Raw genomic sequence first — 25,385 nt, 5'->3', positions numbered from 1 at the left:
AGTCGGGGGACCGAAACCAGACCGAGACGAAAGGCGGGATAAGCCATGATACAGATGCAGACAAATCTCGATGTCGCCGATAATTCTGGCGCCCGCCGCGTCATGTGCATCAAGGTGCTGGGCGGCTCCAAGCGCAAATACGCCGGCGTCGGCGACATTATCGTCGTCTCGATCAAAGAGGCGATTCCGCGCGGTCGCGTGAAGAAGGGCGACGTGCTCAAGGCGGTCGTGGTGCGCACGGCCAAGGACATCAAGCGCGCCGACGGCTCGGTGATCCGCTTCGATTCCAATGCGGCGGTTCTGATCAACAATCAGAAGGAGCCGATCGGCACGCGCATCTTCGGACCCGTGCCGCGCGAGCTGCGCGCCAAGAACCATATGAAGATCATTTCGCTCGCGCCGGAGGTGCTGTAATGGCCGCGAAAATCAAGAAAGGCGACAAGGTCGTCGTTCTCGCCGGTCGCGACAAGGGCCGCACGGGTCAGGTGATTCAGGTGCTGCCGACGGAAGGTCGCGCCGTGGTCGAGGGCGTCAATCTCGTCAAGCGCCACCAGCGCCAGACGCGCCAGCAGGAGGCGGGGATCGTCACCAAGGCGGCGGCGCTCGACCTGTCCAACATCGCGATCGCCGATCCCAAGGACGGCAAGCCGACGCGCGTCGGTTTCAAGACTCTCGATGACGGCCGCAAGGTCCGCATCGCCAAGCGTTCGGGAGAACAGATCGATGGCTGAGGAAAAGAAGCCGAAAGCCGCCAAGGCTCCGAAGGCGGAAGGCGAGGCCAAGAAGGCCGGCAAGGCGAAATCCGCGCCCGATTCTTCTTCGCATGATGATGGCGAGCGCCGTTCGGCCGGCCCGAAGTCGCTTCCCGAGGGTGCCTATGAGGTGCGGCTGAAGAAGCACTATGACGAAGTCGTTCGCGCCAAGCTCATGGAAGAGTTCGGCTATAAGAACGCTTTCGAGGTGCCGGCGATCGAGAAAATCGTGCTGAACATGGGCGTCGGCGAGGCGGTCAACGACAGCAAGAAGGTGACGGCCGCGGCCGGCGACCTCGCGCTGATCGCGGGCCAGAAGCCGGTGGTGACGCGCGCTCGCAAGGCGATCTCGACCTTCAAGGTGCGCGAGAACATGCCGATCGGCGCCAAGGTCACGCTGCGCAAGACGCGCATGTATGAGTTTCTGGACCGTCTGATCACGATCGCGCTGCCGCGCGTTCGCGATTTCCGCGGCCTCAATCCCAAGTCCTTCGACGGACGCGGCTCCTACGCCCTCGGCATCAAGGAGCATATCGTGTTTCCCGAGATCGACTATGACAAGGCCGAGTCGATCCTCGGCATGGACGTCATCGTCGTGACGACGGCGAAGACGGACGACGAGGCGCGCGCGCTCCTGCGCGCGTTCAATTTCCCGTTCCGGCAGTGAGACGGTAAGTCTCAAACGCGGAAACCGAAGGCATAGAAAATGGCCAAGAAGAGTTCGATCGAGAACAACAAGCGCAGGGCGAAGCTCGCCAAGGCCTATGCGGGCCGCCGCGAGCGGCTGAAGGCGAAGGCGAATGACGAGGCGCTGACCGCCGAGGAGCGGTTCGAGGCGCGTCTCAAGCTCGCCGAGCTGCCGCGCAATTCCGCGGCGATTCGCATTCGCAATCGCTGCGAGGTTTCGGGACGTCCGCGCGCTTTCTACCGCAAGCTGAAGCTGTCGCGCGTGGCGCTGCGTGAGCTCGGCTCGCGCGGCCTCATTCCCGGTCTCGTGAAGTCCAGCTGGTAAGGGAGAGAGCGAATGTCGATCAGCGATCCGTTGGGCGATCTGCTCACCCGTATCCGCAATGCGCAGATGCGCCGCAAGGACAAGGTCCAGACGCCGGGCTCCCGCCTGCGCGGCCATGTTCTCGACGTGCTGAAGGAAGAAGGCTACATCCGCGGCTACACGACCACGGATTTCGGCAATGGCCGCACCGAGTTCGAGATCGAGCTGAAATATTTCGACGGCGAGCCGGTCATCAAGACGATCGAGCGCGTTTCGCGTCCAGGCCGCCGGGTCTATGCGGGCGTCGACAAGACGCCGCGTGTGGCCAATGGCCTCGGCATCACCATCGTGTCGACGCCCAAGGGCGTCATGGCCGATCACAAGGCCCGCGAGAACAATGTCGGCGGCGAGGTGCTTGCCAAGGTCTTCTGACCGAAGCTCGCAGGAATTGGGATAGGACTTCAACCATGTCTCGTATCGGCAAGAAGCCCATCATCGTGCCGGCCGGCGTGACCGCGAAGGTCGACGGCCAGCTCGTTCAGGTGAAGGGCGCGAAGGGCGAGCTGCAGTTCCGGGTTCCCGACGATGTCGCGGTGACTCAGGACGGCAATTCGATCAAGGTCGACCCGCGTTCCAACAGCAAGCGCGCCCGCGCGCTGTGGGGCACGTCGCGCGCCCAGGTGAACAATCTCGTGGTCGGCGTCACCGCCGGCTTCGAGAAGAAGCTCGAGATCAACGGCGTCGGTTACCGCGCCGCGGTCGCCGGCAAGAATCTGCAGCTCGCGCTCGGCTATTCGCACGACGTGAACTATCCGATCCCGGCCGGCATAGCGATCGTGACGCCCAAGCCCACGGAGATCACCATCTCCGGCGTGGACAAGCGCCAGGTCGGTCAGGTCGCCGCCGAGATTCGCGCGTTGCGCGGCCCGGAGCCCTATAAGGGCAAGGGCGTGAAATACGCCGGCGAATTCATCTTCCGCAAGGAAGGCAAGAAGAAGTAAGGACGCGAGCCATGGCAAAGGACGTAAATGCAGCCGCCCGGCGCAAGGCCCGGGTCCGTCGGAGCATTCGCGCGCGCGCCTATGGCCGCCCGCGTCTGTCGGTGTTCCGCTCCTCGGAGCAGATCTATGCGCAGATCATCGACGACGAGAAGGGCGTGACCATCGTCTCCGCCTCGACGCTCGAAAAGGCCAATCGCGAGACGCTGAAGACGGGCGCCAACAAGGAAGCGGCGCATCTCGTCGGCAAGCAGATCGCCGAGCGCGCGGCGGCCAAGGGCATCACGGAAGTGGTGTTCGATCGCGGCGCCTATATCTATCACGGCCGCGTGCAGGCGCTGGCCGAGGGCGCTCGCGAGGGCGGCCTGCAGTTCTGACGCTCTTCTCCCATAAGTGGGAGAAGATGTCGCGCGACGGCGCGGCGAATTCGGGCCGGCGGAGCTTGGCGGGGCGATGGCCGAAAGGCCGTCGCCGACCTTGCGTCGCGAGGCCCCTCTCCTGTATGCGGGAGAGGAACGAACCCCAAGCGAGCGGCGCTATTGCCGCGTAAGTGACGGAAGAGAAAATGGCTCGTGAACCAGAAGGCGGCCGCGGCCGCGACCGGGATCGGGACGACCGCGACAATGAGTTCGTGGATCGCCTCGTCCACATCAATCGCGTCGCCAAAGTGGTGAAGGGCGGTCGGCGTTTCGGCTTCGCCGCGCTCGTCGTCGTCGGCGATCAGAAAGGCCGCGTGGGCTATGGCCACGGCAAGGCGCGCGAAGTGCCGGAGGCGATCCGCAAGGCGACGGAAGCCGCCAAGCGCGCGCTGATCCGCGTGCCGCTGCGCGAAGGCCGCACGCTGCATCACGACGTCAACGGCCGCCATGGCGCGGGCCGAGTCGTTCTGCGCGCCGCGCCTCCCGGGACCGGCATCATCGCCGGCGGCCCGATGCGCGCCGTGTTCGAGACGCTGGGCGTTCACGACGTCGTGGCCAAGAGCCAGGGCTCCTCGAACCCCTACAACATGATTCGCGCGACGTTCGACGCGCTCGAGCGCGAGGATTCGCCGCGTTCGGTCGCCGCTCGTCGTTCTCTCAAGGTCTCCGCGCTGCAGGCGCGCCGTCAGGGCGCCGAAGCCGAAGCCGTCGACGCTTGAGGGGAGGGCTTGCGATGAGCGATAAGAAAATCACCGTCGAGCAGACCGGCAGCGCCATTGGCCGTCCCGAGCGTCAGCACAGAACGCTGACCGGTCTCGGCCTCACGCGCATCGGCAAGCGTCGCACGCTCGAGGACACGCCCGCTGTGCGCGGGATGATCGCGAAAGTCGCGCATCTCGTCAAAATCGTCGACGAGAAGTGAGGGGCGGGACAATGGTGAAGCTCAACGATCTCTCCGACAATCCCGGCTCCAGCAAGAATCGCATGCGCGTCGGCCGCGGCATCGGCTCCGGCAAGGGCAAGACCGCAGGGCGCGGCGTCAAGGGTCAGAAGGCCCGCACCGGCGTCGCTGTGAAAGGCTTCGAGGGCGGCCAGATGCCGCTGCATCGTCGCCTTCCCAAGCGCGGCTTCTACAATCCTTTCTCGACCGACTATAATGAGGTCAATCTCGGCCGCATTCAGCAGGCGCTCGAGGCGGGCAAGCTCGACGTGGCCGCTCCCGTGACGATCGAGGCGCTGATCGCCGCCGGCGTGGTCTCCAAGCCGCGCGACGGCGTGAAGATCCTCGGCAATGGCAAGCTCGAGGCGAAGCTCGCCTTCGAGGTCGCCGCCGCGTCGAAATCGGCGGTCGCCGCGATCGAGGCCGCTGGCGGCACGATCAAGCTGCTGGTCGCGACGGAAGAGCCCGCTTCGGCCTGAAGCCTCCGCCCGGCCCGCGACGCGTAGGCTGGCGCAAGCTCGAGGCGGCGCACTTTCGCCGCCTCGAGGTTAATCGTATCGACCAAAAAACTGGCGATCCGCCCATCCGTCGTGATACGGAGTCGCCTGTGCGAGCCGGCGAGAAGAGGCTAGACTTTTTTTTCGCCGACATCGTGCGATAGACATGCGCCGGGTCTTGCCCCTCGAATGGGCAGGGCCGAAAACAGAGCGCGGCGTCGCGGCGAGCAGCGCTGCGTCGCTTCGACGCTCGTCTAAAAGAAACCGCGCGGCGCGCGACGAGGGAGCCTCGCCCATGGCATCGGCAGCCGAACAGCTTGCGGCCAACGTCAATTTTTCCGCTTTCGGCAAAGCGGATGAGCTCAAAAAACGCATCTGGTTCACGCTCGGGGCGCTGATCGTCTATCGTCTCGGCACTTATGTGCCGTTGCCGGGCATCGACCCGGAGGCCTTCGCGAAGAGCTTCTTCGGCCAGTCGAAGGGCGTGCTCGAGCTGTTCAACATGTTCGCCGGCGGCGCGGTGCAGCGCAGCGCGATCTTCGCGCTCAACATCATGCCCTATATTTCCGCCTCCATCATCATTCAGCTGCTGACGACGGTGATTCCCTCGCTCGAGCAGGTGAAGAAGGAGGGCGAGCAGGGCCGCAAGGTCCTCAATCAATACACGCGCTATCTCACGGTGATTCTCGCGACCTTCCAGGCCTATGGCATGGCGATCGGCCTCGAGGGGCAGCAGGGCGTCGTCACCGAGCCCGGCCTGTTCTTCCGCCTCACGACCGTCTGCACTCTGGTCGGCGGCACCATGTTCCTGATGTGGCTCGGCGAGCAGATCACCTCGCGCGGCATCGGCAATGGCTCGTCGCTCATCATTTTCGCGGGCATTGTCGCAGCCTTTCCGGCGGCCATTCTCAGCACGCTGGAGCTCGGCAAGCAGGGCGCGATCTCGACCGGCGTCATCCTCGGCGTGATGGCGATGTCCTTCTTCGTCATCGCCTTCATCGTGTATATGGAGCGCGCGCAGCGCCGATTGCTGATCACCTATCCCAAGCGGCAGCACGGCAATCGCGTCTATGAGGGGCAGACCTCCTTCCTGCCGCTGAAGCTCAACACCTCCGGCGTCATTCCGCCGATCTTCGCCTCCTCGCTGCTTCTGCTGCCGACGACGATCGCGAATTTCTCGCAGACGCAGGGCACGGACAATATTTTCGCGACCATCTCCGCCTATTTCGGGCACGGACGGCCGCTGTATATGTTGTCCTACGTCGGGCTGATCGTGTTCTTCGCCTTCTTCTACACGGCCATCGTCTTCAATCCGACGGAGACGGCCGACAATCTGAAGAAGCATGGCGGCTTCATCCCGGGCATTCGCCCGGGCGAGCGGACGGCGAAATACATCGACGATGTGCTGATGCGCATCACCGTTCTCGGCGCCGGCTATCTCGCGGTGATCTGCCTGCTGCCGGAAATGCTGATCTCCTACGCCAATCTGCCGTTCTATTTCGGCGGCACCTCGCTGCTCATCGTCGTGAGCGTGACGATGGACACGGTGGCGCAGGTTCACGGCCATCTCCAGGCTCATCAATATGAGGGCCTGATCCGCAAGACCAAACTGCGCGGGCGACGCAAATGAGGCTGGTTCTGCTCGGACCGCCGGGCGCGGGCAAGGGCACGCAATCGGCTCGGCTCGTGGCGAAATATGCGATCCCTCAGCTCTCGACCGGCGACATGCTGCGCGCCGCTGTCGAGGCGAGGACGCCGATCGGCCTCGAGGCGAAGGAAATCATGGATCGTGGCGCGCTGGTGCCCGACGCTGTCGTCGTCGGCATCATCGGCCAGCGGATCAAGGAGAAGGACGCCGCCAATGGCTTCATTCTCGATGGTTTCCCGCGCACGGTGGCGCAGGCCGAGGCGCTCGACCGGCTGCTCGACCGCGAGGGGCTGAAGCTCGATGCGGTCATTGAGCTCAGCGTCGACGAGAATGCGCTGCTCGCCCGCATGCAGAATCGGGTCGACGAGACCCGCGCCCGTGGCGGCGAGGTGCGCGCGGACGACAATCCTTCGGCCTTCAAGACCAGGCTCGACGCCTATCGCACGCAAACGGCGCCAGTGTCCGACTATTATTCCGGCAAGGGCGAGCTGAAGCAGGTCGACGGCATGGAGCCGGTCGACGTCGTGAGCGCGGCGATCGAGCAGGCGTTGAAGCGCTGATCGTTCCCAGCGCCTTCCGCCTCGCGGTCGAGCCGCTCAGCGGAAGGCGCGGAATTCCTCATTCGCAATCGAGCTGGCGTCCGCGCAAATGGCAGCGCAGGCGCGGTCGCGCCTCCGCGTCATAATCGGTGACGATCCATTCGCCGTCGCCGCGCTCGAATGTCGCGAAGCCGAAAGTGGCGGCGACGCCGCGGCCTAGCGCGACCGTCGCCTCGCCGATCGTCGCGCCGTCGAAATTCGCCGGTATGCGCGGGTCCATGGCGGTGCCGCCGACGCCGACGATGAATTGCGCCGGCCGATCCTCCCGAAAGCTCAGAGCCTCGAAGGCGTGGAGATGACCCGACAGGATCGCCTGCACGCTCGCCGGAATAGTGTCATGGGCGGCGGCGGCCAGCGTTTCATTGATGCCGATCGTCTCGCCGATCCGCGATCGAAACAACGAGAAAATCGGCTTGTGGAACGCATACCAGACCGGGCCGGGCGCATCCTTCGCGACAGCGAGCTGGCTGCGCAAGAAAGGCAGCAGCTCTGTGTCCACGGTGCGTTCTTCGGCTTCGGTCGTGTCGAGAACATAGAGGGTCGGATCGGCGATATCGACTCGATAGGCCTGCTCGCGCTCGACGCATTGCGGAGTCTCGCCCAATGGCGAGGGCGAGAGCGCGCGCGTCCAGCCCTGGCCGGCGCGCTTGCAGATCTCGTGATTGCCGCGCACGAGCGCCAAGGGGGCGGCGCGCAGCAGAGGGTCGCCGGGCGCGAAGAAATCCGCCTTCCACGCCTCCCAATTGTCGCCATGCGGCGAGCCGGCGCAGCCCGCCATGCCGGGAAGGCACGCCGTCTCGCGATAATGATAATCGCCGACATGGATCACAATGTCCGGCGCGAATTTCGCGGCGGTCTCGACGATTCGGCGAAAGGGCCAGGCCTCGCTGGAATTGCAATCCTGGACGAATATGCCTTTGAGGCGGCAGCCCGTATCGCCGAGGACGAGCGCCTTTTCGATTCGCGTCGGCGGCGGCCGCAGCGGCGCGCCCGCGACCGTGACGCTCTGCGTTCCTTTCGGAACCGCGACCGCGCAGACGGTGATCGGGAAATCGGCTCCCGGCCGCGCGCGCAGCGCCATGGCGACGGCGCGACCGTCGATCTCGGCCGCGGGGCAGGCGTCGCTCTGCGTTATGGCGCGCGCCTGCCAGCCGTCGGCGCTCGCCTGCAGCCATTGGTAGGCGTCCCCCGCCCTCGCGGGGGCGGTGAAGGACAGCGCTGCGAGCGCGAGCATGCCCACAGCGGCCGCGGGGAGACGCTCTGCTCTTTCATTCGGGTCGAAAGCGTGGGATTTATAGGGCGTTGCCTTGGTCGAGGTCATCTTTTCGCCGGTTTCCGAAAGTTGTCTCGGGCTCGGCCGCTTCGATATCGCGTCGTGAGACGAAATCGGCGCTGGCCGGGCGCCTCGCATGGGCTCACACGGGGGAAGGATACTCCATGAAGAAGATTTTCGTGACGGCGGCGGCGCTGGCCATTGCCGCGTCGCTCGCAGGCTGCAACACGCCCGGCGAGCGCGCGGCGGGCGGCGCCCTCATCGGCGGCGCGGGCGGAGCGGCCATCGGCGCCGCGGCTTCGGGCGGCCGCGCGGGCGGCACGCTCGCGGGCGCCGCGATTGGCGCCGCGACCGGCGCCGTTGTCGGCGCGGCGACCGCCCCGCCGCAGCAGTGCGCCCGCTGGGGCTGGGATTATTACGGCAATCGCGTCTGCGTCGCCTATTACAATTACTGAGATTGCGGGGGACGCGGAGCACAGAGCTTCGCGTCCGCTTTTATTTGAGCCGTCAATTGGCGCGGGCGAGACCCAGCGCGCTGCGCAGCTCCGCCCGTGCGGCGTCTATGTCCTTGCGATAGGCGGGATCGAGCTCCATGATCGCATGCACCGCATAGGCGACGAGACGCGCCGCAGCGACATCGCTCGGGAAATGCACGCCGCAGACGAGCCGATTATGGGCGTAGTCGTCGGCCCGCGCGAGAATTTCGTCGCGACGCTCGGGGACGATGTCGATCAGCGCCAAGCCCATGAGATATCCGACCGTCGTATGGCCGCTCGGATAGGAATCGTCCTTCGCCTTGGTCTTGCAGACGGGGTGCAATGTCTTGTCGACATTGTAAGGCCGGATGCGATGGAAGGCGTCCTTGGCGGCGCCGGTATTGGCGGATTCGTCGGCCTTCAGCCGGGCGCCGAGAGCCTCGACAGCCGGCAGATTCTCCTTGCTGAATTTCTCGCCGAAGACGGTGCGATAGAGGAAGATCGTCTGATTTTCATCGTCGGCCTTGGCGCGCGCGGCCTGCTCCGCGGTGCGCGCAGCCTCGATGCGATGCAGCTCGGCGAGCTCGGCGTCGCTCGTCGGGGAATGCGGAGCGGGCGGGGTCGCGAGAATCTCGAGCGGATGGCTCTGCTCTGGCGTCACAAAGCCCTCGCGCGCGGCTGCGGGCGCGCAGAGCAGAGCGAGAACCGAAAGGAACGCGGCGGTCTTCTTCATATGGGCTGATCCCGGCGGCCGTCATTTTCGATCGCGCGCAGTCCCCGGGCCGCCCGGCCGCGCGCTCGGCGTACGGCTTTCTACCCGATATTTCTTGTCCGTGCGATGACGGCTTCGATCCTCTCTGCGCTCTTGGCGATGCGCCGGCCCGGGCCGATCTCGCGCTTCGGCAGGGCGCCCGCGATTTTTTGGCGCCGGACGAAATGCGAGACGGGTCCATCACGAATGTCCCTCATGCGCCGCAGGAGTTCGGCGCGGTGGAGAACGCTTCATGAAATTGCTCAGATTCCTCCTACTTTCGCTGTTCTGCCTCGCCTTCGCGGGGCTCGCTCGCGCCGAGACGCCGCCGCGCTACAAGGCGGTCGCCTTCGACTATTTCGTGCTCTTCGACGCCAATTCGGTGATCCCGGCGGTCGAGGCGGCCTATCCGGGCAAGGGCGTGGAATTCACCAACCTCTGGCGCGCCAAGCAGTTCGAATATTGCTTTCTGCGCTCGATCACAGGCCGCCATGCGGATTTTTTCGAGGTGACGGGCGATGCGCTCGCCTATGCGGCGCAGGCAATGAAGCTAGATCTGCCCCCGGCGACACGCGAGCGCCTCATGAATGCCTATCTGACGCTCGCTCCCTGGCCGGACACGCTGGACGCTTTGCGCCGGCTGAAGGCCGCTGGCGTGCGCGTCATCACGATCGCGAATTTCAGCGGAAAAATGCTGTCGGCCAATGCGGAGCACGCCGGCCTCACAGGCTATTTCGACGAATTGCTGAGCACGGAGGTCAATGCGACCTACAAGCCCGATCCCAAGGCCTATGCGCTGGGGATGGAGCGGCTGCATCTCGCCAAGGAGGAGATTCTCTTCGCCGCTTTCGGCAGCTGGGACGCCTACGGAGCCAAGGCTTTCGGCTATCCGACCATTTGGGTCAACCGTTTCGGCCTGCCGGCGGAAAAGCTCGGCGTCACGCCGGATGTCGTCGCCCCGGATATGAAAGCGCTGCTGGAGCTGGTTCTCGGCCGCTCGTGAGCGTCAGGCGATCTTCGCATAGACGGCGTCTATGCGCGCGCCGCGATCCGCCCCTGCGACGACGGCCAGCGTCAATCCGCTGGCCTCGGCCGCGCCGCGCGCCAAAGCCTCGAGGCGGCGCGCCTCCGCCTCATCGGGCGCGAAGGCGAAGCCGGTCGGCCCCCAGGAGGTCTGGCCGAGACCCGTGGCGCCCGCCTGCGCCAAACGCGCGAGCAGAGCTTCGACCGCCGCGCTGGTAAAGCGCCGACCGCCCTGCGCTGGCGCAAAATAGTCCCCGACGATCGCCTGAATGGCGGTGATCGCGGCGCCAAACGCCGAAAAATCCGCCTCCGCCGCCGCCGGCAGAGCCTGCATCAGCACCAGCCGGCACAATCGTCCCGCGTCCTCCTCCGAGAATGGCGGCAGCTCGGCGAAGGCCTTGCGCTCCTCGGCGCCGTGCAGGCCGATCGAGGCCGGGTCCGAGACGAGCAGAATGCGCCAATCCTGCGGGAAGGCGAGACGAGAGACCACCGGCGGAGTCATCGTGTCGGCGCCGCGGCCGCCGTCCACCACCAGCCCCCCGCGCGTGAACAGCCCAGCGCCGAGGCCCGACCGCGCGCCGCGTTGCAGCAGAGCCGCATCCGCCTCCACATTCTGTGGCAGATCCTCTATGCGGCGCAGCGCGGCCGCTATGGCCAGCGCCAGCTGCGTGCCCGAGCCGAGGCCGGAATGGGGAGGGATCGCCTCGCCAATATCGAGCCGATAGCGCTTGCCGGGCGCGAGAGCGGCGGTCGCCTTCTCGAGCAGTGCGAGCGCCCGCTCCGCATCGGGGCCGGAAGCCTCCATATTTTCAGCAGGCTGCAGCGTCAGTCGCGTCGCCGGCGCGTCAATGGAGAGGCCGAGCCCGCCGAATTTGCGGCCGAGCGCGCCATTCATGTCCAGGAAGCCGAGATGCAGTCTCGCCGCGGCGACAACGCTCACGCTGATCGGCATGGAGCCTCATTTTCGGACTTTGCGCGGAATATCCGCTATATCTCGCCTCCCGGCGCGGTTTCACGCCGTCGTCGAGGGGGCTCGCGCGCATTCGACTAGGCCGAGTAAGGCGCCGCGCGTGCGAAGGCAAGAGCTCGTGCAGTGAAGGAGAGCTCGTCCGCGCGGACGAGAGAGAGTGAACGAGCGAGAGAGGGGGACGTCATGGCCGAGGAGCGCGCATATTCGCCAGAAGAGATAACCGCTCGCCTCGCCGCCGAGCTTCCGCATTGGCGGCTCGAGAACGGCTGGATTCGGCGTAAGTTCAAGACTCACGGCTGGAAGGGCACGCTGATGGTCGTCAACACGGTCGGCCATCTCGCCGAGGCCGCCTGGCACCATCCCGACATTGCGGCTTCCTACGCCTGGGTCGAGGTGAAGCTGATGACCCATACGGCCAAGGGCGTGACCGACAAGGATTTCGAGCTGGCGCGCAAGATCGAGGACGTCGTGTCCTGGCGTCCCGGCAAGGAGGGCGGCGCGCTCGAGGGAACGCCGGAGACGGATCAGCGCTTCGCCTATATCAAATACGACTGACAGGCTCATTCCCTGGAGACGAGAGTGACGACGACGATTGAATCGTCGCGCGAGCGATTCTTTTCGCTCGTCGCGACGCGGCCGGTCATCATGGGCATCGTCAATGTGACGCCCGATTCCTTTTCCGATGGCGGCCGCTTCTTCGCGCCCGAGGCCGCGCTGGCGCAGGCGCAAAAGCTCGCCGCCGACGGCGCGGACATTGTCGATATCGGCGCCGAATCGACCCGCCCCGGCCATACGCCGCTGACCGCCGAAGAGGAGTGGAGCCGTCTCGCGCCGCTGCTCGAGACGCTGGTCGCGCAATGCGGCGTTCCGGTCTCCATCGACACCTATAAGGCGCAGACGGCGCGCCGGGCGCTCGCCGCCGGCGTGACGATCATCAATGATATCTGGGGCTTGCAGCGCGACCCCGATATGGCTCCGGCGATCGCCGAGGCCGGCGCCGGCGTCGTCGTCATGCACAATCGCGCGGAGGTCGCGCCGGATATCGACATCGTCTCCGACATGCTGTCCTTTTTCGAGCGCTCGCTGGAGATCGCCGCCGCCGCCGGCGTGCCGGAATCGCGCGTGATTCTCGATCCGGGCGTCGGCTTCGGCAAGACACGCGAGCAGGATTTCGCGGCGCTGCGGGGCGTTCCGCAGCTCATGCGATTCGGGCTGCCCGTGCTCATCGGCGTGTCGCGAAAGCGCTTGTTCGGCGCTCTGCTCGGCGCCGAGGTGGATGCGCGCCTCATCGCCACAGTGGCGGCCAATCTGATCGCGGCGCTGGAGGGCGCGCGGATTTTCCGCGTCCATGACGCCGCCGAGCACAAAGCGGCCTTCGCCGTGCTCGACACTCTGACACAGGGAAAAGCACGCATATGACGACGGCTGAAACGCGGGTCGGCTTTGGATTCGGCAGCAATCTCGGGGACAAGCCCGCCAATATTCGCCGCGCGGTCGCTCTGCTGGAGGAACGCGGGATCGCGCGCCTCGACGCCGTGTCGCGCCTCTATCGGACGCCGCCCTGGGGTGATGTCGATCAGGGCGATTTCGCCAATGCTTGCGCGCTCGGCTGGACCCGTTTGTCGCCCTATGAGCTGCTCGCCGCGGTGAAGACGATAGAAGCCGATATGGGCCGCACGCCGACGCGTCGCTGGGGACCGCGGCTGATCGACGTCGACATCCTCTTTCTCGGCGATCACACAATGGACGATCCCGAGCTCACTTTGCCGCATAAGGAGCTGTTTTCGAGAGCTTTCGTGCTGAAGCCGCTGGCGGAGATCGGCCCCGATCTGACGCTCGACGGCGCCTCGGTCGCGCGGGCGGCCGCCGAAGCGGCTGCGGAGGGGATCGGAATTTGGGAGGAAAAGTCTACGGATGCCCGATGAGCCATGGCGCCACAGTTCTCTAGGGTAGTCATGTCATCCATCTGGGCAGGGCTCCGTCCGAGCCTGGAAAATCGATCATAATGCACTGATATAATTATATATAATGATTGATAGAACAAATCTATCAATGAGCTTACGGGTGGGTTGTGGGTCCGACAAGGCGAAGCTGCCCCTGCCCAAAAAAGTTTTCGATACCACTCAATAGATTGCTATATACCACCCTATTGGATATTGTCATTACGAGGCGGAACGGAAATGGTTGCGGCTCGCCGGACGAGGGCGTTTTGGATGTTTTGGCGCTGGGAGGCGCCGGGGGGCTGGGGCTTTCGTTTCGCGCGGCGGTTTCGAGAAAAATTCGTCTCCGAGCAAAGAAGAAGAACGCCGTCGGCGGGTCCTTTTGGAGGGGTCGTCAGGCGGTGAGAACGGGAGGTCGGGAGAGCGGCGCGCCGAGGGCGAGGCCGCGGCAACGACAATCAACCGTTGGAGACGAAGGCGCGTGCCGAGCAGGGAGGCGGGACGCGGCGAAATCGCTTCGAGAATCCCTGGGAGCACTTAGGAGGAATTGAGATGAGCGTAACGACAGAGACATCGGCCGGCGCAGCCGCCGGCTCAGATGCCATCGTGGACCTGAAGGGCATGTGGATCGGCGTTGCCGTCCTCAATGTTTTCTACCTCTTCATCCGCATCTATGAGCAGATCTTCGGCTGGCGCGCGGGCCTCGACTCGTTCGCTCCCGAGTTCCAGACCTATTGGCTGACGATGCTGTGGACGGAAATTCCGCTCGAGCTCGTGGCTGGTCTGGGCCTCGCCGGCTATCTGTGGAAGACCCGCGACCGCAATGTCGACGCGGTTTCTCCGCGTGAGGAGCTTCGCCGTCACGTCGTGCTGCTGCAGTGGCTGACGGTCTACTCGGTGGCCATCTACTGGGGCGCCAGCTTCTTCACGGAGCAGGACGGCACCTGGCATATGACCGTGATTCGCGACACGGACTTCACGCCGTCGCACATCATCGAGTTCTATCTCAGCTATCCGATCTACTCGATCTTCGGCGTCGGCTCGTTCTTCTACGCCAAGACCCGCATTCCGTTCTTCGCGCACGGCTATTCGCTGGCGTTCCTGATCGTGGCCATCGGCCCGTTCATGATCATCCCGAACGTCGGCCTGAACGAGTGGGGCCACACCTTCTGGTTCATGGAAGAGCTGTTCGTCGCTCCGCTGCATTGGGGCTTCGTGTTCTTCGGCTGGATGGCGCTGGGCGTGTTCGGCGTGGTCCTTCAGATCCTGGCCGGCGTGAAGCGCCTGCTGGGCAAGGACGGCGTTGCGGCGCTGATCGGCTGATCGCAGCCTGACACTCGGCCGCCCGCTCTGCGGACGGCCGCCTCCGGCGAATGAAATTTCCGAATGCTCTCGGAACGAAGGCTTCGTTCGGACGGCCGCGCAGCGGCGGTTCGGACGGGGTCTCGGGGAGCGGGGGAGAGGGCGGCCGCCGGGGACGCAAGCTTTAAGGACAATCCGGCGCGAGAGAGCCGGAGGCAGGTCTCGAGACGCCGGCGCGAAGACGCCGGGCGGACAGACACCAAGGAGAAGAGTGATGTCTACATCGAAGAGCGGGGGGGCTATCGGGCCTTTCCATTCTGTCGCGGAAGCGGCGGGATGCGTTAAGACCTCCGATTGGCTGATTCTGACGCTGCTGTTTCTGGCAGTGCTGGGCGGCTATCATATTCACTTCATGCTGACGGCCGGCGACTGGGACTTCTGGGTCGACTGGAAAGACCGTCGTATGTGGCCGACGGTCATCCCGATCCTGGGCGTGACCTTCGCGGCTGCGGCTCAGGCGTTCCTGTGGGAGAACTTCCGTCTCCCGTTCGGCGCGACCTTCGCGGTTCTGGGTCTGCTCATCGGCGAGTGGATCAACCGTTACGTGAACTTCTGGGGCTGGACCTATTTCCCGATCAGCCTGGTGTTCCCGTCCGCTCTGGTCGTTCCGGCTCTGTGGCTGGACATCATCCTGCTGCTGTCGGGCTCCTATGTGATCACGGCTGTGGTCGGCGCCCTGGGCTGGGGTCTGCTGTTCTACCCGAACAACTGGCCGGCGATCGCCGCCTTCCATCAGGCGACGGAGCAGCATGGTCAGCTGATGTCTCTGGCTGATCTGATCGGCCTCCACTTCGTCCGCACCTCGATGCCGGAATACATCCGCATGGTCGAGCGCGGCACGCTGCGCACCTTCGGTAAGGACGTCGTGCCGGTGGCCGCGTTCTTCTCGGGCTTCGTGTCGATGCTCGTGTACTTCCTGTGGTGGTTCGTCGGTAAGTGGTACTCCACCACGAAGGTGATCACCAAGATCTGATCTGCCGCAAGGCGACGGATCGCGATCCCTCACGCGAGGAGGGGCGGCTGCGAAGGGCTCCTTAGAAGAGAGCCCGGGAGAGCCGCTCCGGCAAGGACGACAGCGGACGATCGGCCCGACGGGCCGGTCCGCGAAGAGAAACTTGGGAGGTTGTTCCATGAAACTGTTGGAGAGAATGGCCGTGCTGGCGACGGGACGCGTCGCTCGGCTCTTCGGCCTGGGCATGGCGGCTGCGGTCGCTGCGACGATGGGCTCCGTCGCTCCGGCGTCGGCGCACGGCGAGAAGTCGCAGCAGGCGTTCCTGCGCATGCGCACGCTGAACTGGTATGACGTGAAGTGGTCGAAGACGTCTCTGAACGTCAACGAGTCGCTGGTGCTTTCGGGCAAGGTGCACGTGTTCTCGGCTTGGCCGCAGGCCGTGGCGAACCCGAAGTCGTCGTTCCTGAACGCCGGCGAGCCCGGCCCGGTTCTGGTTCGCACGGCTCAGTTCATCGGCGAGCAGTTCGCTCCGCGTTCGGTTTCGCTCGAGGTTGGCAAGGACTACGCCTTCTCGATCGAGCTGAAGGCGCGCCGCGCCGGCCGTTGGCACGTCCATGCGCAGATCAACGTCGAAGGCGGCGGCCCGATCATCGGACCCGGCCAGTGGATCGAGATCAAGGGCGACATGGCCGACTTCAAGGACCCGGTCACGCTGCTGGACGGCACGACCGTGGACCTCGAGACCTACGGCATCGACCGCATCTACGCCTGGCACTTCCCGTGGATGATCGCGGCTGCGGCCTGGATCCTCTACTGGTTCTTCAAGAAGGGCCTCATCGCTTCCTACCTGCGCGTCAGCGAAGGCAAGGAAGACGAGCAGATCGGTGACGACGACCGTCGCGTCGGCGCTATCGTTCTGGCGGTGACGATCCTCGCGACGATCATCGGCTACGCTGTCACCAACAGCACCTTCCCGCGCACGATCCCGCTTCAGGCCGGCTTGCAGAAGCCGCTGACGCCGATCACCGAGGAAGGCACTGTGGGCGTCGGCTCCAAGGTCGTCACGGCCGATCTCAAGGGCGGCGTCTACAAGGTGCCGGGCCGCGAGCTGACGGTTCAGGTGAAGATCACGAACAAGACGGACGAGCCGCTGAAGCTCGGCGAGTATACGGCGGCGGGTCTCCGCTTCCTGAACCCCGACGTGTTCACGACGAAGCCGGAGTTCCCCGACTATCTGCTGGCGGACCGTGGTCTGTCGACGGATCCGACGCCGATCGCGCCGGGTGAGACGAAGACGATCGAGATCAAGGTGCAGGACGCGCGTTGGGACATCGAGCGTCTCTCCGACCTCGCCTATGACACGGACAGCCAGATCGGCGGTCTGCTGTTCTTCTTCGGCCCGTCGGGCAAGCGCTACGCCACCGAAATCGGCGGCCCGGTCATTCCGAAGTTCGTCGCCGGCGACATGCCCTGATCGAACTCTCTGAAGGCTGAAAATACCGCCGGCCGGGCCTCGCGCCCGGCCGGCTTTCTTTTTGCGATCGGGACTTTTTTCTTCCTCTTACGCGGAGCCTTGCGGGGCGCGCGATGGCGGATTAAGTGCAGTCAGAAACTCTGCGCTCACCGGGGGAAAGCGCATGCCGCGTCGTCGTATCGCGCAAAGGCTCGTGGAAACGCTCTTGCCGGCCGTTCTGGTCGCGTCGGGCGTCGTTCATTCGGCGCTGGCGCGCGGCGATCTTCTTCCCGACAAGGACAGCTGCGTTCTGAAAATCGGCCCCGAGATCATCTATTTCGCGGGCTATCAGCCGGGCGCGGCGCAGCAGAAAAAATTCTGTGAGGACGCCCCGCAATCCGGCGAAACGATCTTCGTCTTCGACTATGCGGCTCCAGAACTGCGCGAGATGAAGGCCGGCTTTCGCATCTTGCTGCCGAGCGAGACCAGCGAGGACGAGCCCAGCTCGGAATCGGCGACCGTCGCCGCGCTGCCTCCGCAAATCTATCCCAAAGGGACATTTTCTTTCGCTCATGTCTTCGCCCAGCCGGGCGATTTCGTCGGCGTCGTCACCATCGACGGCGCGGCCGGCGAGCATTGGACCGCGCGCTTTCCCTTTTCCGTCGGCAAGCGGCGTTTCGAGATCAGCCCTTATTATCTGATCGGCGCCGCCGGCTTGCTCGCATTCGTCCTATTCGTCTCCAGCCGATCGAAGCCTGCAGGCGTCCGGCGCTGACCGAATAGCGCGGCGCGCTCATCTTCTGCTGAAAAAGTATGAATTCGGCGTTTTGCGCGCCGGAGACACGGTTTACAGCATGGTGAAAATATATTAGTCCATAAAATGACTGAATTTATAGACCATAAGAGGAGACCGGTATGAGGAGCGTTTCAATCTCGCGGCGCCGCTTCGGCGCGGTGGTCATGTTCGCCGCGAGCCTGTCGATTTTCGTCGACGCGACGGCGCAGGCGGCGACCTCGCTGCTCAATGTCTCCTATGATCCCACCCGCGAGCTTTATAAGGCGATCAATCCCGCCTTCGCCGCCGATTGGAAGGCGAAGACCGGCGAGACGATCGAGCTCCAGGCCTCTCATGCCGGTTCTGGCGCGCAGGCGCGCGCGGTGATCGACGGCCTCGCGGCCGATGTCGTGACCCTGGCGCTCGCCGCCGACATAGACGCGATTGTGAACAAGACCGGCAAGATCGCGCCCGATTGGCAGAAGAAGCTGCCGAACAACGCCTCGCCCTATACTTCGACGATCGTCTTCCTGGTCCGCAAGGGCAATCCGAAGAAGATCAAGAATTGGGACGATCTCGCCAAGCCCGGCGTCGCGGTCGTCACGCCCAATCCCAAGACCTCCGGCGGCGCGCGCTGGAACTATCTCGGCGCCTGGGGCTATGCGCTCAAGAAATTCGGCGGCGACGAGGCCAAGACCAAGGAATTCGTCAAGGCCATCTATAAGAACGCCCCGGTGCTCGACACCGGCGCGCGCGGCTCGACGATCACCTTCGCTCAGCGCGGTCTCGGCGACGTGCTGATCGCCTGGGAGAACGAGGCCTTCCTCGCCTTCGAGGAATTCGGCAAGGACAAGTTCGAGATCGTCGTTCCTTCGAGCTCGATTCTCGCCGAGCCGCCGGTCGCGGTCGTCGACGGCAATGTCGACGCCAAGGGGACGCGCAAGGCCGCCGAGGCCTATGTGAATTTCCTCTACACGCCGGCTGCGCAGGCGATCATCGCCAAGAATTACTATCGCCCCGCGCATCCCGAATTCGCGGCCAAGGAAGATCTGAAGCGGCTTCCCAAGCTCGAGCTCTTCACCGTCGATCAGGTCTTCGGCGGCTGGACCAATGCGCAGAAGACGCATTTCGCCGATGGCGGCGTCTTCGACGATATTCAGAAGCAGTAAGGCGCAAGGACCTCTCATGAGCGCCGCTGCGCCCGTCGCGAACAAGAAGGCTCGGAGCTTCACGGCTCCGAGCGTCATCCCCGGATTCCGGGTGACTTTCGGCTTCACCATCTTCTATCTGAGCCTCGTCGTCCTGTTTCCTCTTTCGCTGCTGATTTTCCGCGCCTCCTCGCTCGGTCTTTCCGGCCTCTATGGAATAGCGGTGGAGCCGCGCGTCGCCGCGGCGCTGCGCACCAGCTTTTTCATCTCCTTCGCCGCCGCCGCGATCGATGTCGTTTTCGGCCTCATCGCCGCCTGGGTGCTGACGCGCTATGAATTTCCGGGCCGGCGCTTTCTCGACGCCATCGTCGATCTGCCCTTCGCCCTTCCCACGGCGGTCGCCGGCATTGCGCTCGCCGCGCTCTATGCGCCCAATGGCTGGTTGGGCGAGCCGCTCGCCGATTACGACATAAAGATCGCCTTCACGCGCTGGGGCATTCTCGTCGCCCTGGTGTTCGTCGGCCTGCCTTTCGTCGTGCGCACTGTGCAGCCGCTGCTCGCCGAGATCGACTCGGAGCTCGAGGAGGCGTCGGCGACGCTCGGCGCGAGCCGCGCGCAGACGGTGTGGCGCGTGCTGCTGCCGCCGATCCTGCCCGCCTTGCTCACTGGTTTCGCTCTGGCTTTTGCGCGGAGCGTCGGCGAATATGGCTCGGTGATCTTCATCGCCGGCAATCTCGCCTATATTTCGGAAATCGCGCCCTTGCTGATCATCGTCAAGCTCGAGCAGTTCGACTATGCGGGCGCGACGGGCATTGCGACCATCATGCTCGCGATTTCGTTTTCCGTGCTGCTGGCGATCAATCTGATCCAGGCCTGGAGCCAAAAGAGGTTCGGGCATGTCTGAGGCGACCACATCCGCGGCGCTCGCGCCCGCCGTCGCGCTCGCGCCGCCACGCAGCGTGACGGAGGAGACGCCGCTCACGCGCTATGCGCTCATCGGCGTCGCCGTGGCCTTTCTCGGCCTCTTCCTTCTGCTGCCGCTCGCGGTCGTCTTTACCGAGGCGCTGGCCAAAGGCGCAGGGGCTTTCTTCGCGACTTTCGAGGAGCCGGACGCCCGCGCGGCGATCCGCCTCACGCTCATCGTCGCGGCGATCGTCGTGCCGCTCAACGCTTCATTCGGCGTCTGCGCGGCCTGGGCCATCGCCAAATTCTCCTTTCCCGGCAAGAGCGTGCTCATCACGCTCATCGATCTGCCCTTCTCCGTCTCGCCGGTGGTGTCGGGCCTCGTCTATGTGCTGGTCTTCGGCTCGCAGGGGCTGCTCGGCCCTACATTCTCGGCCTGGGGAATTCAGGTCGTCTTCGCCATTCCCGGCATTGTTCTCGCGACGATCTTCGTCACCTTTCCCTTCGTCGCGCGCGAGCTGATCCCGCTCATGCAGGAGCAGGGGACAGTGGAGGAGGAGGCGGCGCTGACGCTCGGGGCGAGCGGCTTTCGTACTTTTCTCACGGTGACATTGCCCAACATCAAATGGGGCCTGCTCTATGGCGTGCTCCTCGCAAACGCCCGCGCCATGGGCGAGTTCGGCGCGGTTTCGGTCGTCTCCGGCCATATTCGCGGCCTGACCAACACGATACCTCTCCAGGTGGAGATCCTCTACAATGAGTATAACATCGTCTCGGCGTTCGCCCTCGCCTCCCTCCTGGCTGGGCTGGCTCTCGTCACTCTTGGAATCAAGACGCTCCTCGAATGGCGCTACGCCGGCCAAATCGCCGGTCGCCGACGTCACTGAGGAGGCGCCGCGCCCACATGGCGTGGAGATCAGGATCGAGCGCGTCGAGAAGGATTTCGGCGACTATCCCGCTTTGCGCGACGTCAATCTGACGATCGCGCCCGGCGAGCTGGTCGCGCTGCTGGGGCCGTCGGGCTCCGGCAAGACAACGCTGCTGCGGGCCATCGCCGGCCTCTCCAATCCCGATCGCGGTCGCATTCTGTTCGATTCGGAGGACGCGACCACTCTGTCGGTGCAGGAGCGGCGCGTCGGCTTCGTGTTCCAGAATTACGCGCTGTTCAAGCATCTGACCGTCGCCGACAACATCGCCTATGGGCTGAAGGTTCGCCCGCGCCGCTCGCGCCCGTCTCGCGCCGAGATCGCCGCGCGTGCGGCCGAGCTGCTGGAATTCGTGCAGCTGGACGGTCTCGGCGGACGTTATCCGGCGCAGCTTTCCGGCGGCCAGCGCCAGCGCGTGGCGCTCGCGCGCGCGCTCGCCATCGAGCCGCGCGTGCTGCTGCTCGACGAGCCCTTCGGCGCCCTCGACGCGCGCGTGCGCAAGGATCTGCGCCGCTGGCTGCGCGACGTGCATCGCCAGACCGGCCTCACCACCGTCTTCGTGACGCATGACCAGGACGAGGCGATGGAGCTCGCCGATCGCGTGGTGGTGCTGGACAAGGGCCGCATCGAGCAGATCGGCACGCCCGACGAGCTCTATGACCGGCCGGCCTCGCCCTTCGTGCTCTCCTTCGTCGGCGAGGCGCTGGCGCTGCCGGTGCAGGTCGCCGACGGCAAGGTGATCTTCCAGGGCAAGGAGCTGCACGTCTCCTCGGAAAATCTGCGCAATGGACCGGCGCGCGTCTATTTCCGCCCCGCCGACATCGCCCTGCATGGCGGCCAGATCGGCGCGCTCGAGGGTCGGGTCGAGGCGGTGCGCCGCACGGCCGCGGGCTTGCGCGCCTCCATCTCCATCCCCGGCTATGATCAGACGGTCGAGGTCGACACGGATGATCGCGCCGGCGCGACGCTCGGCAGCAATGTGCCGCTGTCGCTGAACAATGTGCGGATCTTCTCGACGGCGGCCGAGGAGACCCTCGGCGACGGCGCGGGAATATAGGGCGAGAGCCCGTGCGAATCCTTCTCCCATGCGTGAGAAGGATTTTGGCGCATGGATTGCTTGTTATGCGTGTCTGATCTGGAAGGCGACACGCGCCCTCATGCCCAGGCGAAGGACCTTCGACCTGGGAGACGGCGATGCGAGCGCCGGGACGCAGCCGCGGCATGTGTGAATGGGGCGATTTCGCGGGCGATGCGAAAGCGCTCGACGATCTTCTCGAGGCGGGGAGGTCGGGCTCCTTGCCGCCCTTTCTGCTGCTCTCGCAGCCGGGCGTCGGCGCGACGGATCAAAGGCGCTGCTCGGAGCTGTGGACGCGTGATCGGCGCGCCGCCGCGGTCGCGGCGCGGCTCGCGCTCGATTTCCAGTTCCGCCCCGCCGATGGGCGGAAAATCCGGCTCGGCTATCTCTCCAATGATTTCCACGATCACGCGACCGCGCTGCTGCTGATCGAGACGCTGGAGGCGCATGATCGCGAGCGCTTTTGCGTCAACGCCTATTCCTATGGGGCCGACGACGGCAAGAGCATGCGCCGACGCCTCGTCGGCGCTTTCGACTCTTTCGTCGACATAGAGGCGCTCTCCGATGGCGACGCCGCCCGCGCGATCCATCGCGACGAGGTGGACATTCTCATCGATCTCAAAGGCTTCACCGCCAATGCGCGCAGCGGCATTCTGATGCTGCGGCCGGCGCCCGTGCAGGTGAATTATCTCGGCTATCCCGGCACGCTCGGCGAGGATATCTGCGACTACATCATCACCGATGATTATGTGACGCCCTTCGCATCCGCCGGCGATTATTCCGAATCCTTCGCCTATATGCCGAACAGCTATCAGCCGCATGGCCGCGCCGGACCGATCGGGACGATACCGACGCGCGAGGCCATGGGCCTGCCAGAGCAGGGCGTCGTCTTCTGCTGCTTCAATCAGGCCTATAAATTCACGCCGGAGATGTTCGACGTCTGGTGCCGGCTGCTGGACGCCGTGCCGGGCAGTGTCCTTTGGCTGCTCGGCGCGCCCATGGCGGAGGGCAATCTGCGCAATGAGGCGTGGCGGCGCGGCGTGAACGGCGGCCGGCTGATCTTCGCGCCGGATATGGCGCAGGGCGAGCATCTGGCGCGACTCCAGCTCGCCGATCTGGTGCTCGACACGGCGCCATACAATGCGCACACCACGGCGAGCGATGCGCTCTGGGCGGGCGTGCCGATCGTCACCTGCAGCGGCTCGACCTTTCCTTCGCGCGTCGCCGGCAGCCTGCTGCGCGCCGTCGGCTTGACGGAGCTGATCGCCGCCGATCTCGACGATTATTTCGATCTCGCCTATCGGCTGGCGGTCGATCCCGCCCATCTCGCGGAGCTGAAGGCGAAGCTCGCGCGCAATCGCGCCGACGCGGCGCTCTTCGACGTTCCCGCCTATACGCGCGATCTCGAAGGCCTTTATCGATCCATGTGGAATCGCCGCTCCGCCGGTCTGCCGCCGGCGGCGCTGATTCCGACGGCTTGACGCCTAGTTGGAGATGTTGCCCGGGCCTTCTGGCCGCGTGGGGTCGGCGCCGAGGCCTTGCCGCCCGATCGTGCCCGAGAAATTATATCTCTGGCGTTCGCGGTCTGGTCCCGAGCCGGTCTCGGCCTTCTTCGAGACGACCGGTTGCGGCGGCAAATCTTCTGAGCGTTTCGTTTGCGCCTGCGCCACCGAGCAGATGATCGCCATGGCCAGGACGAGGGTCGATTTCGACGTGAGCATCGCTGTCTCCTTCGGAGAGGCTGGAGACCGACCGGCGCTGTCTCGAAGGCGTTCCTTCGCGCCGGCGCGGCTGCAGCATAGCAATGCGATTTGTATCAGCGGCCACAGCGCAGATTGCGGCGGCTCGTGGCGCTCGGCGCCGAAAATGGACGCGCCTGTCGCAAATCTGCGACAGGCGCGCTGAAAAGCTCTCCACCCGAAAGCCGTTGCCTCCGCCCGCGAGCGGGCGAAGGACAGGGTTTCGTCACCGAACGAGAATATTCTTGAACTGCCAGGGGTCGCTCTCGTCGATATCCTCCGGGAAGAGACCCGGACGGCCGTCGAGCGGCGTCCAATCCGTGTAGACCCCTTCGACCGGGCCGAGATAGGGCGTCTGCACCTCGAGGCAGCGGCGGAAATCCACCTCGTCGGCCTCGACAATGCCGGCGGTAGGGTTTTCCAGCGCCCACACCATGCCGGCCAGCGCGGCCGAGCTGACCTGCAGGCCGGTGGCGTTCTGATAGGGCGCCAGCTCGCGCGTCTCCTCGATGGAGAGGCGGGAGCCGTACCAATAGGCGTTCTTGGCGTGGCCGTAGAGCAGCACGCCGAGCTCGTCTATGCCGTCGACGATCTCGTTCTCGTCGAGAATCTTCCAGCTCGCCTGCATCTTGCCGGCGCGGCCGAACATCTCATGCAGCGACAGAACGGCGTCGTCGGCCGGGTGATAGGCGTAATGGCAGGTCGGCCGATAGACCACCTTGCCGGAATCGTCGCGCACCGTGAGGAAATCGGCGATCGAGATCGACTCGTTATGGGTGACGAGGAAACCGAATTGCGGCCCCGGCGTCGGCGTCCAGCTGCGCACGCGCGTATTGGCGCCCGGCGATTTCAGATAGATCGCCGCGCCGCAGCCGGAGGAATGCGTCCCTGCGATATCCGGCAGCGATTTCTCATGCGTGCCCCAGCCCAGCTCGGCCGGCTGCTGACCCTCGGAGACGAAGCCTTCCACCGACCAGGTGTTGACGAAGACGTCGCGCGGCTTGGGGGTCGTGGCGCGCTGCGTGTCGCGCTCGGCGATATGAATGCCCTTGACGCCGAGCTTTTGCGCCAGCGCGCCCCAATCGGCGCGGCTCTTGGGCTCTTCGATCTTCAGGCCGGTGTCGGCGGCGATGTTCAGCAGCGCCTGCTTCACGAACCAGGACACCATGCCGGGATTGGCGCCGCAGCAGGAGACGGCGGTCGGCCCGCCTGGATTGCGGCGACGCTCCTCCAGCACGGTCTCGCGCAGCGCGTAATTGGTGCGCGATTCATTGCCGAGGGTGGTGTCGAAATAAAAGCCGGTCCAGGGCTCCACCACCGTGTCGACATAGAGGCAGCCCAGCTCGCGGGCGAGCTTCATAATGTCGAGCGAGGAGGTGTCGACCGACAGATTGACGACGAAGCCCTGTCCCTCGCCCTTGGTGAGCAGGGGGGTGAGCACTTCGCGGTAATTGTCCTTGGTCAGCGCGACCTTCTGGAACGCAATGCCGCGAATATCCAGCATCTCGCGATGCGTATCGACAGGATCGATGACGGTGAAACGGCTCTTGTCATAGTCGAAATGGCGTTCGATGAGCGGCAAGATGCCACGTCCGATGGAGCCGAAGCCGATCAGAACGATCGGGCCGGTAATCTTCGCATGGACGGGCCAGTCTGCCATTTCGCTCACCTCTTGGAGTTCGAGACTATTGTGCGGCGCGTTACAGCAAGAGCGGCCGACATAATCAAGGAAAAACGCGGGCGGGGCGTTTTCCTTTTGCCGCTTTGCGGCAAAG

General features: G+C 64.8%; 31 protein-coding genes. 26 read left to right on the top strand and 5 right to left on the bottom strand.

The genetic code is table 11. The features are described 5' to 3' along the window. Nucleotides 1-45 precede the first annotated feature (45 nt). The 12 genes from rplN to METLW4_RS0112835 all read left to right on the top strand — a co-directional run bounded on the left by rplN (nucleotide 46) and on the right by METLW4_RS0112835 (nucleotide 6,805). The gene (gene rplN / locus METLW4_RS0112890) at nucleotides 46-414 is read left to right on the top strand and encodes a 50S ribosomal protein L14 (protein ID WP_018266630.1); all 369 of its coding nucleotides are present in this window, start codon (nucleotides 46-48) and stop codon (nucleotides 412-414) included. Further along, nucleotides 414-731, top strand: coding sequence for a 50S ribosomal protein L24 (gene rplX / locus METLW4_RS0112885; protein WP_018266629.1), 318 nt, complete (start codon nucleotides 414-416; stop codon nucleotides 729-731). The genes rplN and rplX overlap by 1 nt, the downstream gene beginning before the upstream one ends. Next, nucleotides 724-1,419, top strand: coding sequence for a 50S ribosomal protein L5 (gene rplE / locus METLW4_RS0112880; RefSeq protein ID WP_018266628.1), 696 nt, complete (start codon nucleotides 724-726; stop codon nucleotides 1,417-1,419). Before rplX ends, rplE begins: the two co-directional genes overlap by 8 nt. A gap of 39 nt (nucleotides 1,420-1,458) precedes the next feature. After that, complete coding sequence (gene rpsN / locus METLW4_RS0112875; protein WP_018266627.1) at nucleotides 1,459-1,764, top strand: 30S ribosomal protein S14; 306 nt, start codon at nucleotides 1,459-1,461, stop codon at nucleotides 1,762-1,764. Between the two features lie 12 nt (nucleotides 1,765-1,776). Further along, nucleotides 1,777-2,175, top strand: a complete 399-nt coding sequence (gene rpsH, locus METLW4_RS0112870) for a 30S ribosomal protein S8 (protein WP_018266626.1) — start codon at nucleotides 1,777-1,779, stop codon at nucleotides 2,173-2,175. Nucleotides 2,176-2,210: 35 nt separating this feature from the next. Next, nucleotides 2,211-2,744, top strand: a complete 534-nt coding sequence (rplF, locus tag METLW4_RS0112865) for a 50S ribosomal protein L6 (RefSeq protein WP_018266625.1) — start codon at nucleotides 2,211-2,213, stop codon at nucleotides 2,742-2,744. 11 nt (nucleotides 2,745-2,755) lie between these two features. After that, nucleotides 2,756-3,118 (top strand): 50S ribosomal protein L18, encoded by a 363-nt coding sequence (gene rplR / locus METLW4_RS0112860; RefSeq protein WP_018266624.1) that lies wholly within the window; start codon nucleotides 2,756-2,758, stop codon nucleotides 3,116-3,118. A gap of 188 nt (nucleotides 3,119-3,306) precedes the next feature. Beyond that, nucleotides 3,307-3,879 (top strand): 30S ribosomal protein S5, encoded by a 573-nt coding sequence (gene rpsE, locus METLW4_RS0112855; protein WP_018266623.1) that lies wholly within the window; start codon nucleotides 3,307-3,309, stop codon nucleotides 3,877-3,879. A 14-nt stretch (nucleotides 3,880-3,893) separates the two neighbouring features. After that, the gene (gene rpmD, locus METLW4_RS0112850; protein ID WP_018266622.1) at nucleotides 3,894-4,082 is read left to right on the top strand and encodes a 50S ribosomal protein L30; all 189 of its coding nucleotides are present in this window, start codon (nucleotides 3,894-3,896) and stop codon (nucleotides 4,080-4,082) included. A gap of 14 nt (nucleotides 4,083-4,096) precedes the next feature. Beyond that, nucleotides 4,097-4,579: a 50S ribosomal protein L15 gene (gene rplO, locus METLW4_RS0112845; RefSeq protein ID WP_026191476.1), complete on the top strand. Its 483-nt coding sequence runs from the start codon at nucleotides 4,097-4,099 to the stop codon at nucleotides 4,577-4,579. A 313-nt stretch (nucleotides 4,580-4,892) separates the two neighbouring features. Next, nucleotides 4,893-6,227: a preprotein translocase subunit SecY gene (gene secY / locus METLW4_RS0112840; RefSeq protein ID WP_018266620.1), complete on the top strand. Its 1,335-nt coding sequence runs from the start codon at nucleotides 4,893-4,895 to the stop codon at nucleotides 6,225-6,227. Then, complete coding sequence (locus METLW4_RS0112835; RefSeq protein WP_018266619.1) at nucleotides 6,224-6,805, top strand: adenylate kinase; 582 nt, start codon at nucleotides 6,224-6,226, stop codon at nucleotides 6,803-6,805. The genes secY and METLW4_RS0112835 overlap by 4 nt, the downstream gene beginning before the upstream one ends. A gap of 58 nt (nucleotides 6,806-6,863) precedes the next feature. Here METLW4_RS0112835 and METLW4_RS0112830 read toward each other — a convergent pair whose 3' ends face one another. Beyond that, complete coding sequence (locus tag METLW4_RS0112830; protein WP_018266618.1) at nucleotides 6,864-8,165, bottom strand: metallophosphoesterase family protein; 1,302 nt, start codon at nucleotides 8,163-8,165, stop codon at nucleotides 6,864-6,866. A 116-nt stretch (nucleotides 8,166-8,281) separates the two neighbouring features. Here METLW4_RS0112830 and METLW4_RS0112825 point away from each other — a divergent pair, with 116 nt between their 5' ends. Then, nucleotides 8,282-8,572, top strand: a complete 291-nt coding sequence (locus METLW4_RS0112825) for a hypothetical protein (RefSeq protein WP_018266617.1) — start codon at nucleotides 8,282-8,284, stop codon at nucleotides 8,570-8,572. A 52-nt stretch (nucleotides 8,573-8,624) separates the two neighbouring features. Here METLW4_RS0112825 and METLW4_RS0112820 read toward each other — a convergent pair whose 3' ends face one another. Further along, the gene (locus METLW4_RS0112820) at nucleotides 8,625-9,326 is read right to left on the bottom strand and encodes an acid phosphatase (protein ID WP_018266616.1); all 702 of its coding nucleotides are present in this window, start codon (nucleotides 9,324-9,326) and stop codon (nucleotides 8,625-8,627) included. A gap of 271 nt (nucleotides 9,327-9,597) precedes the next feature. Between METLW4_RS0112820 and METLW4_RS0112810 the strand changes: the two genes are divergently transcribed. Then, nucleotides 9,598-10,347: a haloacid dehalogenase type II gene (locus tag METLW4_RS0112810; protein WP_018266614.1), complete on the top strand. Its 750-nt coding sequence runs from the start codon at nucleotides 9,598-9,600 to the stop codon at nucleotides 10,345-10,347. Between the two features lie 3 nt (nucleotides 10,348-10,350). Here METLW4_RS0112810 and METLW4_RS0112805 read toward each other — a convergent pair whose 3' ends face one another. Further along, the gene (locus METLW4_RS0112805; protein WP_018266613.1) at nucleotides 10,351-11,319 is read right to left on the bottom strand and encodes a beta-ribofuranosylaminobenzene 5'-phosphate synthase family protein; all 969 of its coding nucleotides are present in this window, start codon (nucleotides 11,317-11,319) and stop codon (nucleotides 10,351-10,353) included. Nucleotides 11,320-11,520: 201 nt separating this feature from the next. Between METLW4_RS0112805 and METLW4_RS0112800 the strand changes: the two genes are divergently transcribed. The 12 genes from METLW4_RS0112800 to METLW4_RS0112745 all read left to right on the top strand — a co-directional run bounded on the left by METLW4_RS0112800 (nucleotide 11,521) and on the right by METLW4_RS0112745 (nucleotide 23,352). After that, nucleotides 11,521-11,892 (top strand): 4a-hydroxytetrahydrobiopterin dehydratase, encoded by a 372-nt coding sequence (locus tag METLW4_RS0112800; RefSeq protein ID WP_018266612.1) that lies wholly within the window; start codon nucleotides 11,521-11,523, stop codon nucleotides 11,890-11,892. 90 nt (nucleotides 11,893-11,982) lie between these two features. Further along, nucleotides 11,983-12,756 carry a dihydropteroate synthase gene (gene folP, locus METLW4_RS0112795; protein WP_018266611.1) on the top strand — a complete coding sequence of 258 codons (774 nt, stop codon included), beginning with the start codon at nucleotides 11,983-11,985 and terminating at the stop codon, nucleotides 12,754-12,756. Beyond that, a complete protein-coding gene (folK, locus tag METLW4_RS0112790; RefSeq protein WP_018266610.1) occupies nucleotides 12,753-13,262 on the top strand; it encodes a 2-amino-4-hydroxy-6-hydroxymethyldihydropteridine diphosphokinase in 510 nt (169 codons plus the stop codon). Before folP ends, folK begins: the two co-directional genes overlap by 4 nt. A gap of 567 nt (nucleotides 13,263-13,829) precedes the next feature. Further along, on the top strand, nucleotides 13,830-14,600 hold the full coding sequence (amoC, locus tag METLW4_RS0112785; RefSeq protein ID WP_018265151.1) for a bacterial ammonia monooxygenase, subunit AmoC: 771 nt from the start codon (nucleotides 13,830-13,832) through the stop codon (nucleotides 14,598-14,600). Nucleotides 14,601-14,853: 253 nt separating this feature from the next. Then, nucleotides 14,854-15,612, top strand: coding sequence for a bacterial ammonia monooxygenase, subunit AmoA (gene amoA, locus METLW4_RS0112780; RefSeq protein WP_018265152.1), 759 nt, complete (start codon nucleotides 14,854-14,856; stop codon nucleotides 15,610-15,612). 157 nt (nucleotides 15,613-15,769) lie between these two features. Continuing rightward, nucleotides 15,770-17,065 (top strand): bacterial ammonia monooxygenase, subunit AmoB, encoded by a 1,296-nt coding sequence (gene amoB / locus METLW4_RS0112775; RefSeq protein WP_018265153.1) that lies wholly within the window; start codon nucleotides 15,770-15,772, stop codon nucleotides 17,063-17,065. 163 nt (nucleotides 17,066-17,228) lie between these two features. Beyond that, nucleotides 17,229-17,819: a hypothetical protein gene (locus METLW4_RS0112770; protein ID WP_018266609.1), complete on the top strand. Its 591-nt coding sequence runs from the start codon at nucleotides 17,229-17,231 to the stop codon at nucleotides 17,817-17,819. Nucleotides 17,820-18,004: 185 nt separating this feature from the next. After that, nucleotides 18,005-18,988, top strand: a complete 984-nt coding sequence (locus METLW4_RS0112765) for a sulfate ABC transporter substrate-binding protein (RefSeq protein ID WP_018266608.1) — start codon at nucleotides 18,005-18,007, stop codon at nucleotides 18,986-18,988. A 16-nt stretch (nucleotides 18,989-19,004) separates the two neighbouring features. Then, complete coding sequence (cysT, locus tag METLW4_RS0112760; protein ID WP_018266607.1) at nucleotides 19,005-19,871, top strand: sulfate ABC transporter permease subunit CysT; 867 nt, start codon at nucleotides 19,005-19,007, stop codon at nucleotides 19,869-19,871. Next, nucleotides 19,864-20,757, top strand: coding sequence for a sulfate ABC transporter permease subunit CysW (gene cysW / locus METLW4_RS0112755; protein WP_018266606.1), 894 nt, complete (start codon nucleotides 19,864-19,866; stop codon nucleotides 20,755-20,757). Before cysT ends, cysW begins: the two co-directional genes overlap by 8 nt. 22 nt (nucleotides 20,758-20,779) lie before the next feature. Beyond that, the gene (locus METLW4_RS0112750) at nucleotides 20,780-21,853 is read left to right on the top strand and encodes a sulfate/molybdate ABC transporter ATP-binding protein (protein ID WP_018266605.1); all 1,074 of its coding nucleotides are present in this window, start codon (nucleotides 20,780-20,782) and stop codon (nucleotides 21,851-21,853) included. Nucleotides 21,854-21,990: 137 nt separating this feature from the next. Then, the gene (locus tag METLW4_RS0112745) at nucleotides 21,991-23,352 is read left to right on the top strand and encodes an O-linked N-acetylglucosamine transferase, SPINDLY family protein (RefSeq protein WP_157235110.1); all 1,362 of its coding nucleotides are present in this window, start codon (nucleotides 21,991-21,993) and stop codon (nucleotides 23,350-23,352) included. Between the two features lie 3 nt (nucleotides 23,353-23,355). Here the strand turns inward: METLW4_RS0112745 and METLW4_RS0112740 are convergent, their stop codons facing one another. After that, nucleotides 23,356-23,592 carry a hypothetical protein gene (locus METLW4_RS0112740; RefSeq protein WP_157235108.1) on the bottom strand — a complete coding sequence of 79 codons (237 nt, stop codon included), beginning with the start codon at nucleotides 23,590-23,592 and terminating at the stop codon, nucleotides 23,356-23,358. A 244-nt stretch (nucleotides 23,593-23,836) separates the two neighbouring features. Further along, nucleotides 23,837-25,270, bottom strand: a complete 1,434-nt coding sequence (locus tag METLW4_RS0112730; protein ID WP_018266601.1) for a homospermidine synthase — start codon at nucleotides 25,268-25,270, stop codon at nucleotides 23,837-23,839. Nucleotides 25,271-25,385: the final 115 nt, after the last annotated feature.

Source organism: Methylosinus sp. LW4, assembly GCF_000379125.1.
Lineage (GTDB): Bacteria > Pseudomonadota > Alphaproteobacteria > Rhizobiales > Beijerinckiaceae > Methylosinus.
This window is presented reverse-complemented; position numbering and strand designations above follow the sequence as displayed.

Coding starts and splice junctions, on each gene's coding strand:
- rpmD (WP_018266622.1), top strand. CDS start 3,894: ATGAGCGATAAGAAAATCACCGTCGAGCAGACCGGCAGCGCCATTGGC.
- METLW4_RS0112830 (WP_018266618.1), bottom strand. CDS start 8,165: ATGACCTCGACCAAGGCAACGCCCTATAAATCCCACGCTTTCGACCCG.
- METLW4_RS0112730 (WP_018266601.1), bottom strand. CDS start 25,270: ATGGCAGACTGGCCCGTCCATGCGAAGATTACCGGCCCGATCGTTCTG.
- METLW4_RS0112745 (WP_157235110.1), top strand. CDS start 21,991: ATGCGAGCGCCGGGACGCAGCCGCGGCATGTGTGAATGGGGCGATTTC.
- METLW4_RS0112810 (WP_018266614.1), top strand. CDS start 9,598: ATGAAATTGCTCAGATTCCTCCTACTTTCGCTGTTCTGCCTCGCCTTC.
- METLW4_RS0112825 (WP_018266617.1), top strand. CDS start 8,282: ATGAAGAAGATTTTCGTGACGGCGGCGGCGCTGGCCATTGCCGCGTCG.
- rplR (WP_018266624.1), top strand. CDS start 2,756: ATGGCAAAGGACGTAAATGCAGCCGCCCGGCGCAAGGCCCGGGTCCGT.
- rplF (WP_018266625.1), top strand. CDS start 2,211: ATGTCTCGTATCGGCAAGAAGCCCATCATCGTGCCGGCCGGCGTGACC.
- folK (WP_018266610.1), top strand. CDS start 12,753: ATGACGACGGCTGAAACGCGGGTCGGCTTTGGATTCGGCAGCAATCTC.
- rplX (WP_018266629.1), top strand. CDS start 414: ATGGCCGCGAAAATCAAGAAAGGCGACAAGGTCGTCGTTCTCGCCGGT.
- rpsH (WP_018266626.1), top strand. CDS start 1,777: ATGTCGATCAGCGATCCGTTGGGCGATCTGCTCACCCGTATCCGCAAT.
- folP (WP_018266611.1), top strand. CDS start 11,983: ATGGGCATCGTCAATGTGACGCCCGATTCCTTTTCCGATGGCGGCCGC.
- METLW4_RS0112805 (WP_018266613.1), bottom strand. CDS start 11,319: ATGCCGATCAGCGTGAGCGTTGTCGCCGCGGCGAGACTGCATCTCGGC.
- rpsN (WP_018266627.1), top strand. CDS start 1,459: ATGGCCAAGAAGAGTTCGATCGAGAACAACAAGCGCAGGGCGAAGCTC.
- rpsE (WP_018266623.1), top strand. CDS start 3,307: ATGGCTCGTGAACCAGAAGGCGGCCGCGGCCGCGACCGGGATCGGGAC.
- METLW4_RS0112800 (WP_018266612.1), top strand. CDS start 11,521: ATGGCCGAGGAGCGCGCATATTCGCCAGAAGAGATAACCGCTCGCCTC.
- amoB (WP_018265153.1), top strand. CDS start 15,770: ATGAAACTGTTGGAGAGAATGGCCGTGCTGGCGACGGGACGCGTCGCT.
- rplN (WP_018266630.1), top strand. CDS start 46: ATGATACAGATGCAGACAAATCTCGATGTCGCCGATAATTCTGGCGCC.
- METLW4_RS0112835 (WP_018266619.1), top strand. CDS start 6,224: ATGAGGCTGGTTCTGCTCGGACCGCCGGGCGCGGGCAAGGGCACGCAA.
- METLW4_RS0112740 (WP_157235108.1), bottom strand. CDS start 23,592: ATGCTCACGTCGAAATCGACCCTCGTCCTGGCCATGGCGATCATCTGC.
- amoA (WP_018265152.1), top strand. CDS start 14,854: ATGTCTACATCGAAGAGCGGGGGGGCTATCGGGCCTTTCCATTCTGTC.
- cysT (WP_018266607.1), top strand. CDS start 19,005: ATGAGCGCCGCTGCGCCCGTCGCGAACAAGAAGGCTCGGAGCTTCACG.
- amoC (WP_018265151.1), top strand. CDS start 13,830: ATGAGCGTAACGACAGAGACATCGGCCGGCGCAGCCGCCGGCTCAGAT.
- secY (WP_018266620.1), top strand. CDS start 4,893: ATGGCATCGGCAGCCGAACAGCTTGCGGCCAACGTCAATTTTTCCGCT.
- rplE (WP_018266628.1), top strand. CDS start 724: ATGGCTGAGGAAAAGAAGCCGAAAGCCGCCAAGGCTCCGAAGGCGGAA.
- METLW4_RS0112820 (WP_018266616.1), bottom strand. CDS start 9,326: ATGAAGAAGACCGCCGCGTTCCTTTCGGTTCTCGCTCTGCTCTGCGCG.
- cysW (WP_018266606.1), top strand. CDS start 19,864: ATGTCTGAGGCGACCACATCCGCGGCGCTCGCGCCCGCCGTCGCGCTC.
- METLW4_RS0112770 (WP_018266609.1), top strand. CDS start 17,229: ATGCCGCGTCGTCGTATCGCGCAAAGGCTCGTGGAAACGCTCTTGCCG.
- METLW4_RS0112765 (WP_018266608.1), top strand. CDS start 18,005: ATGTTCGCCGCGAGCCTGTCGATTTTCGTCGACGCGACGGCGCAGGCG.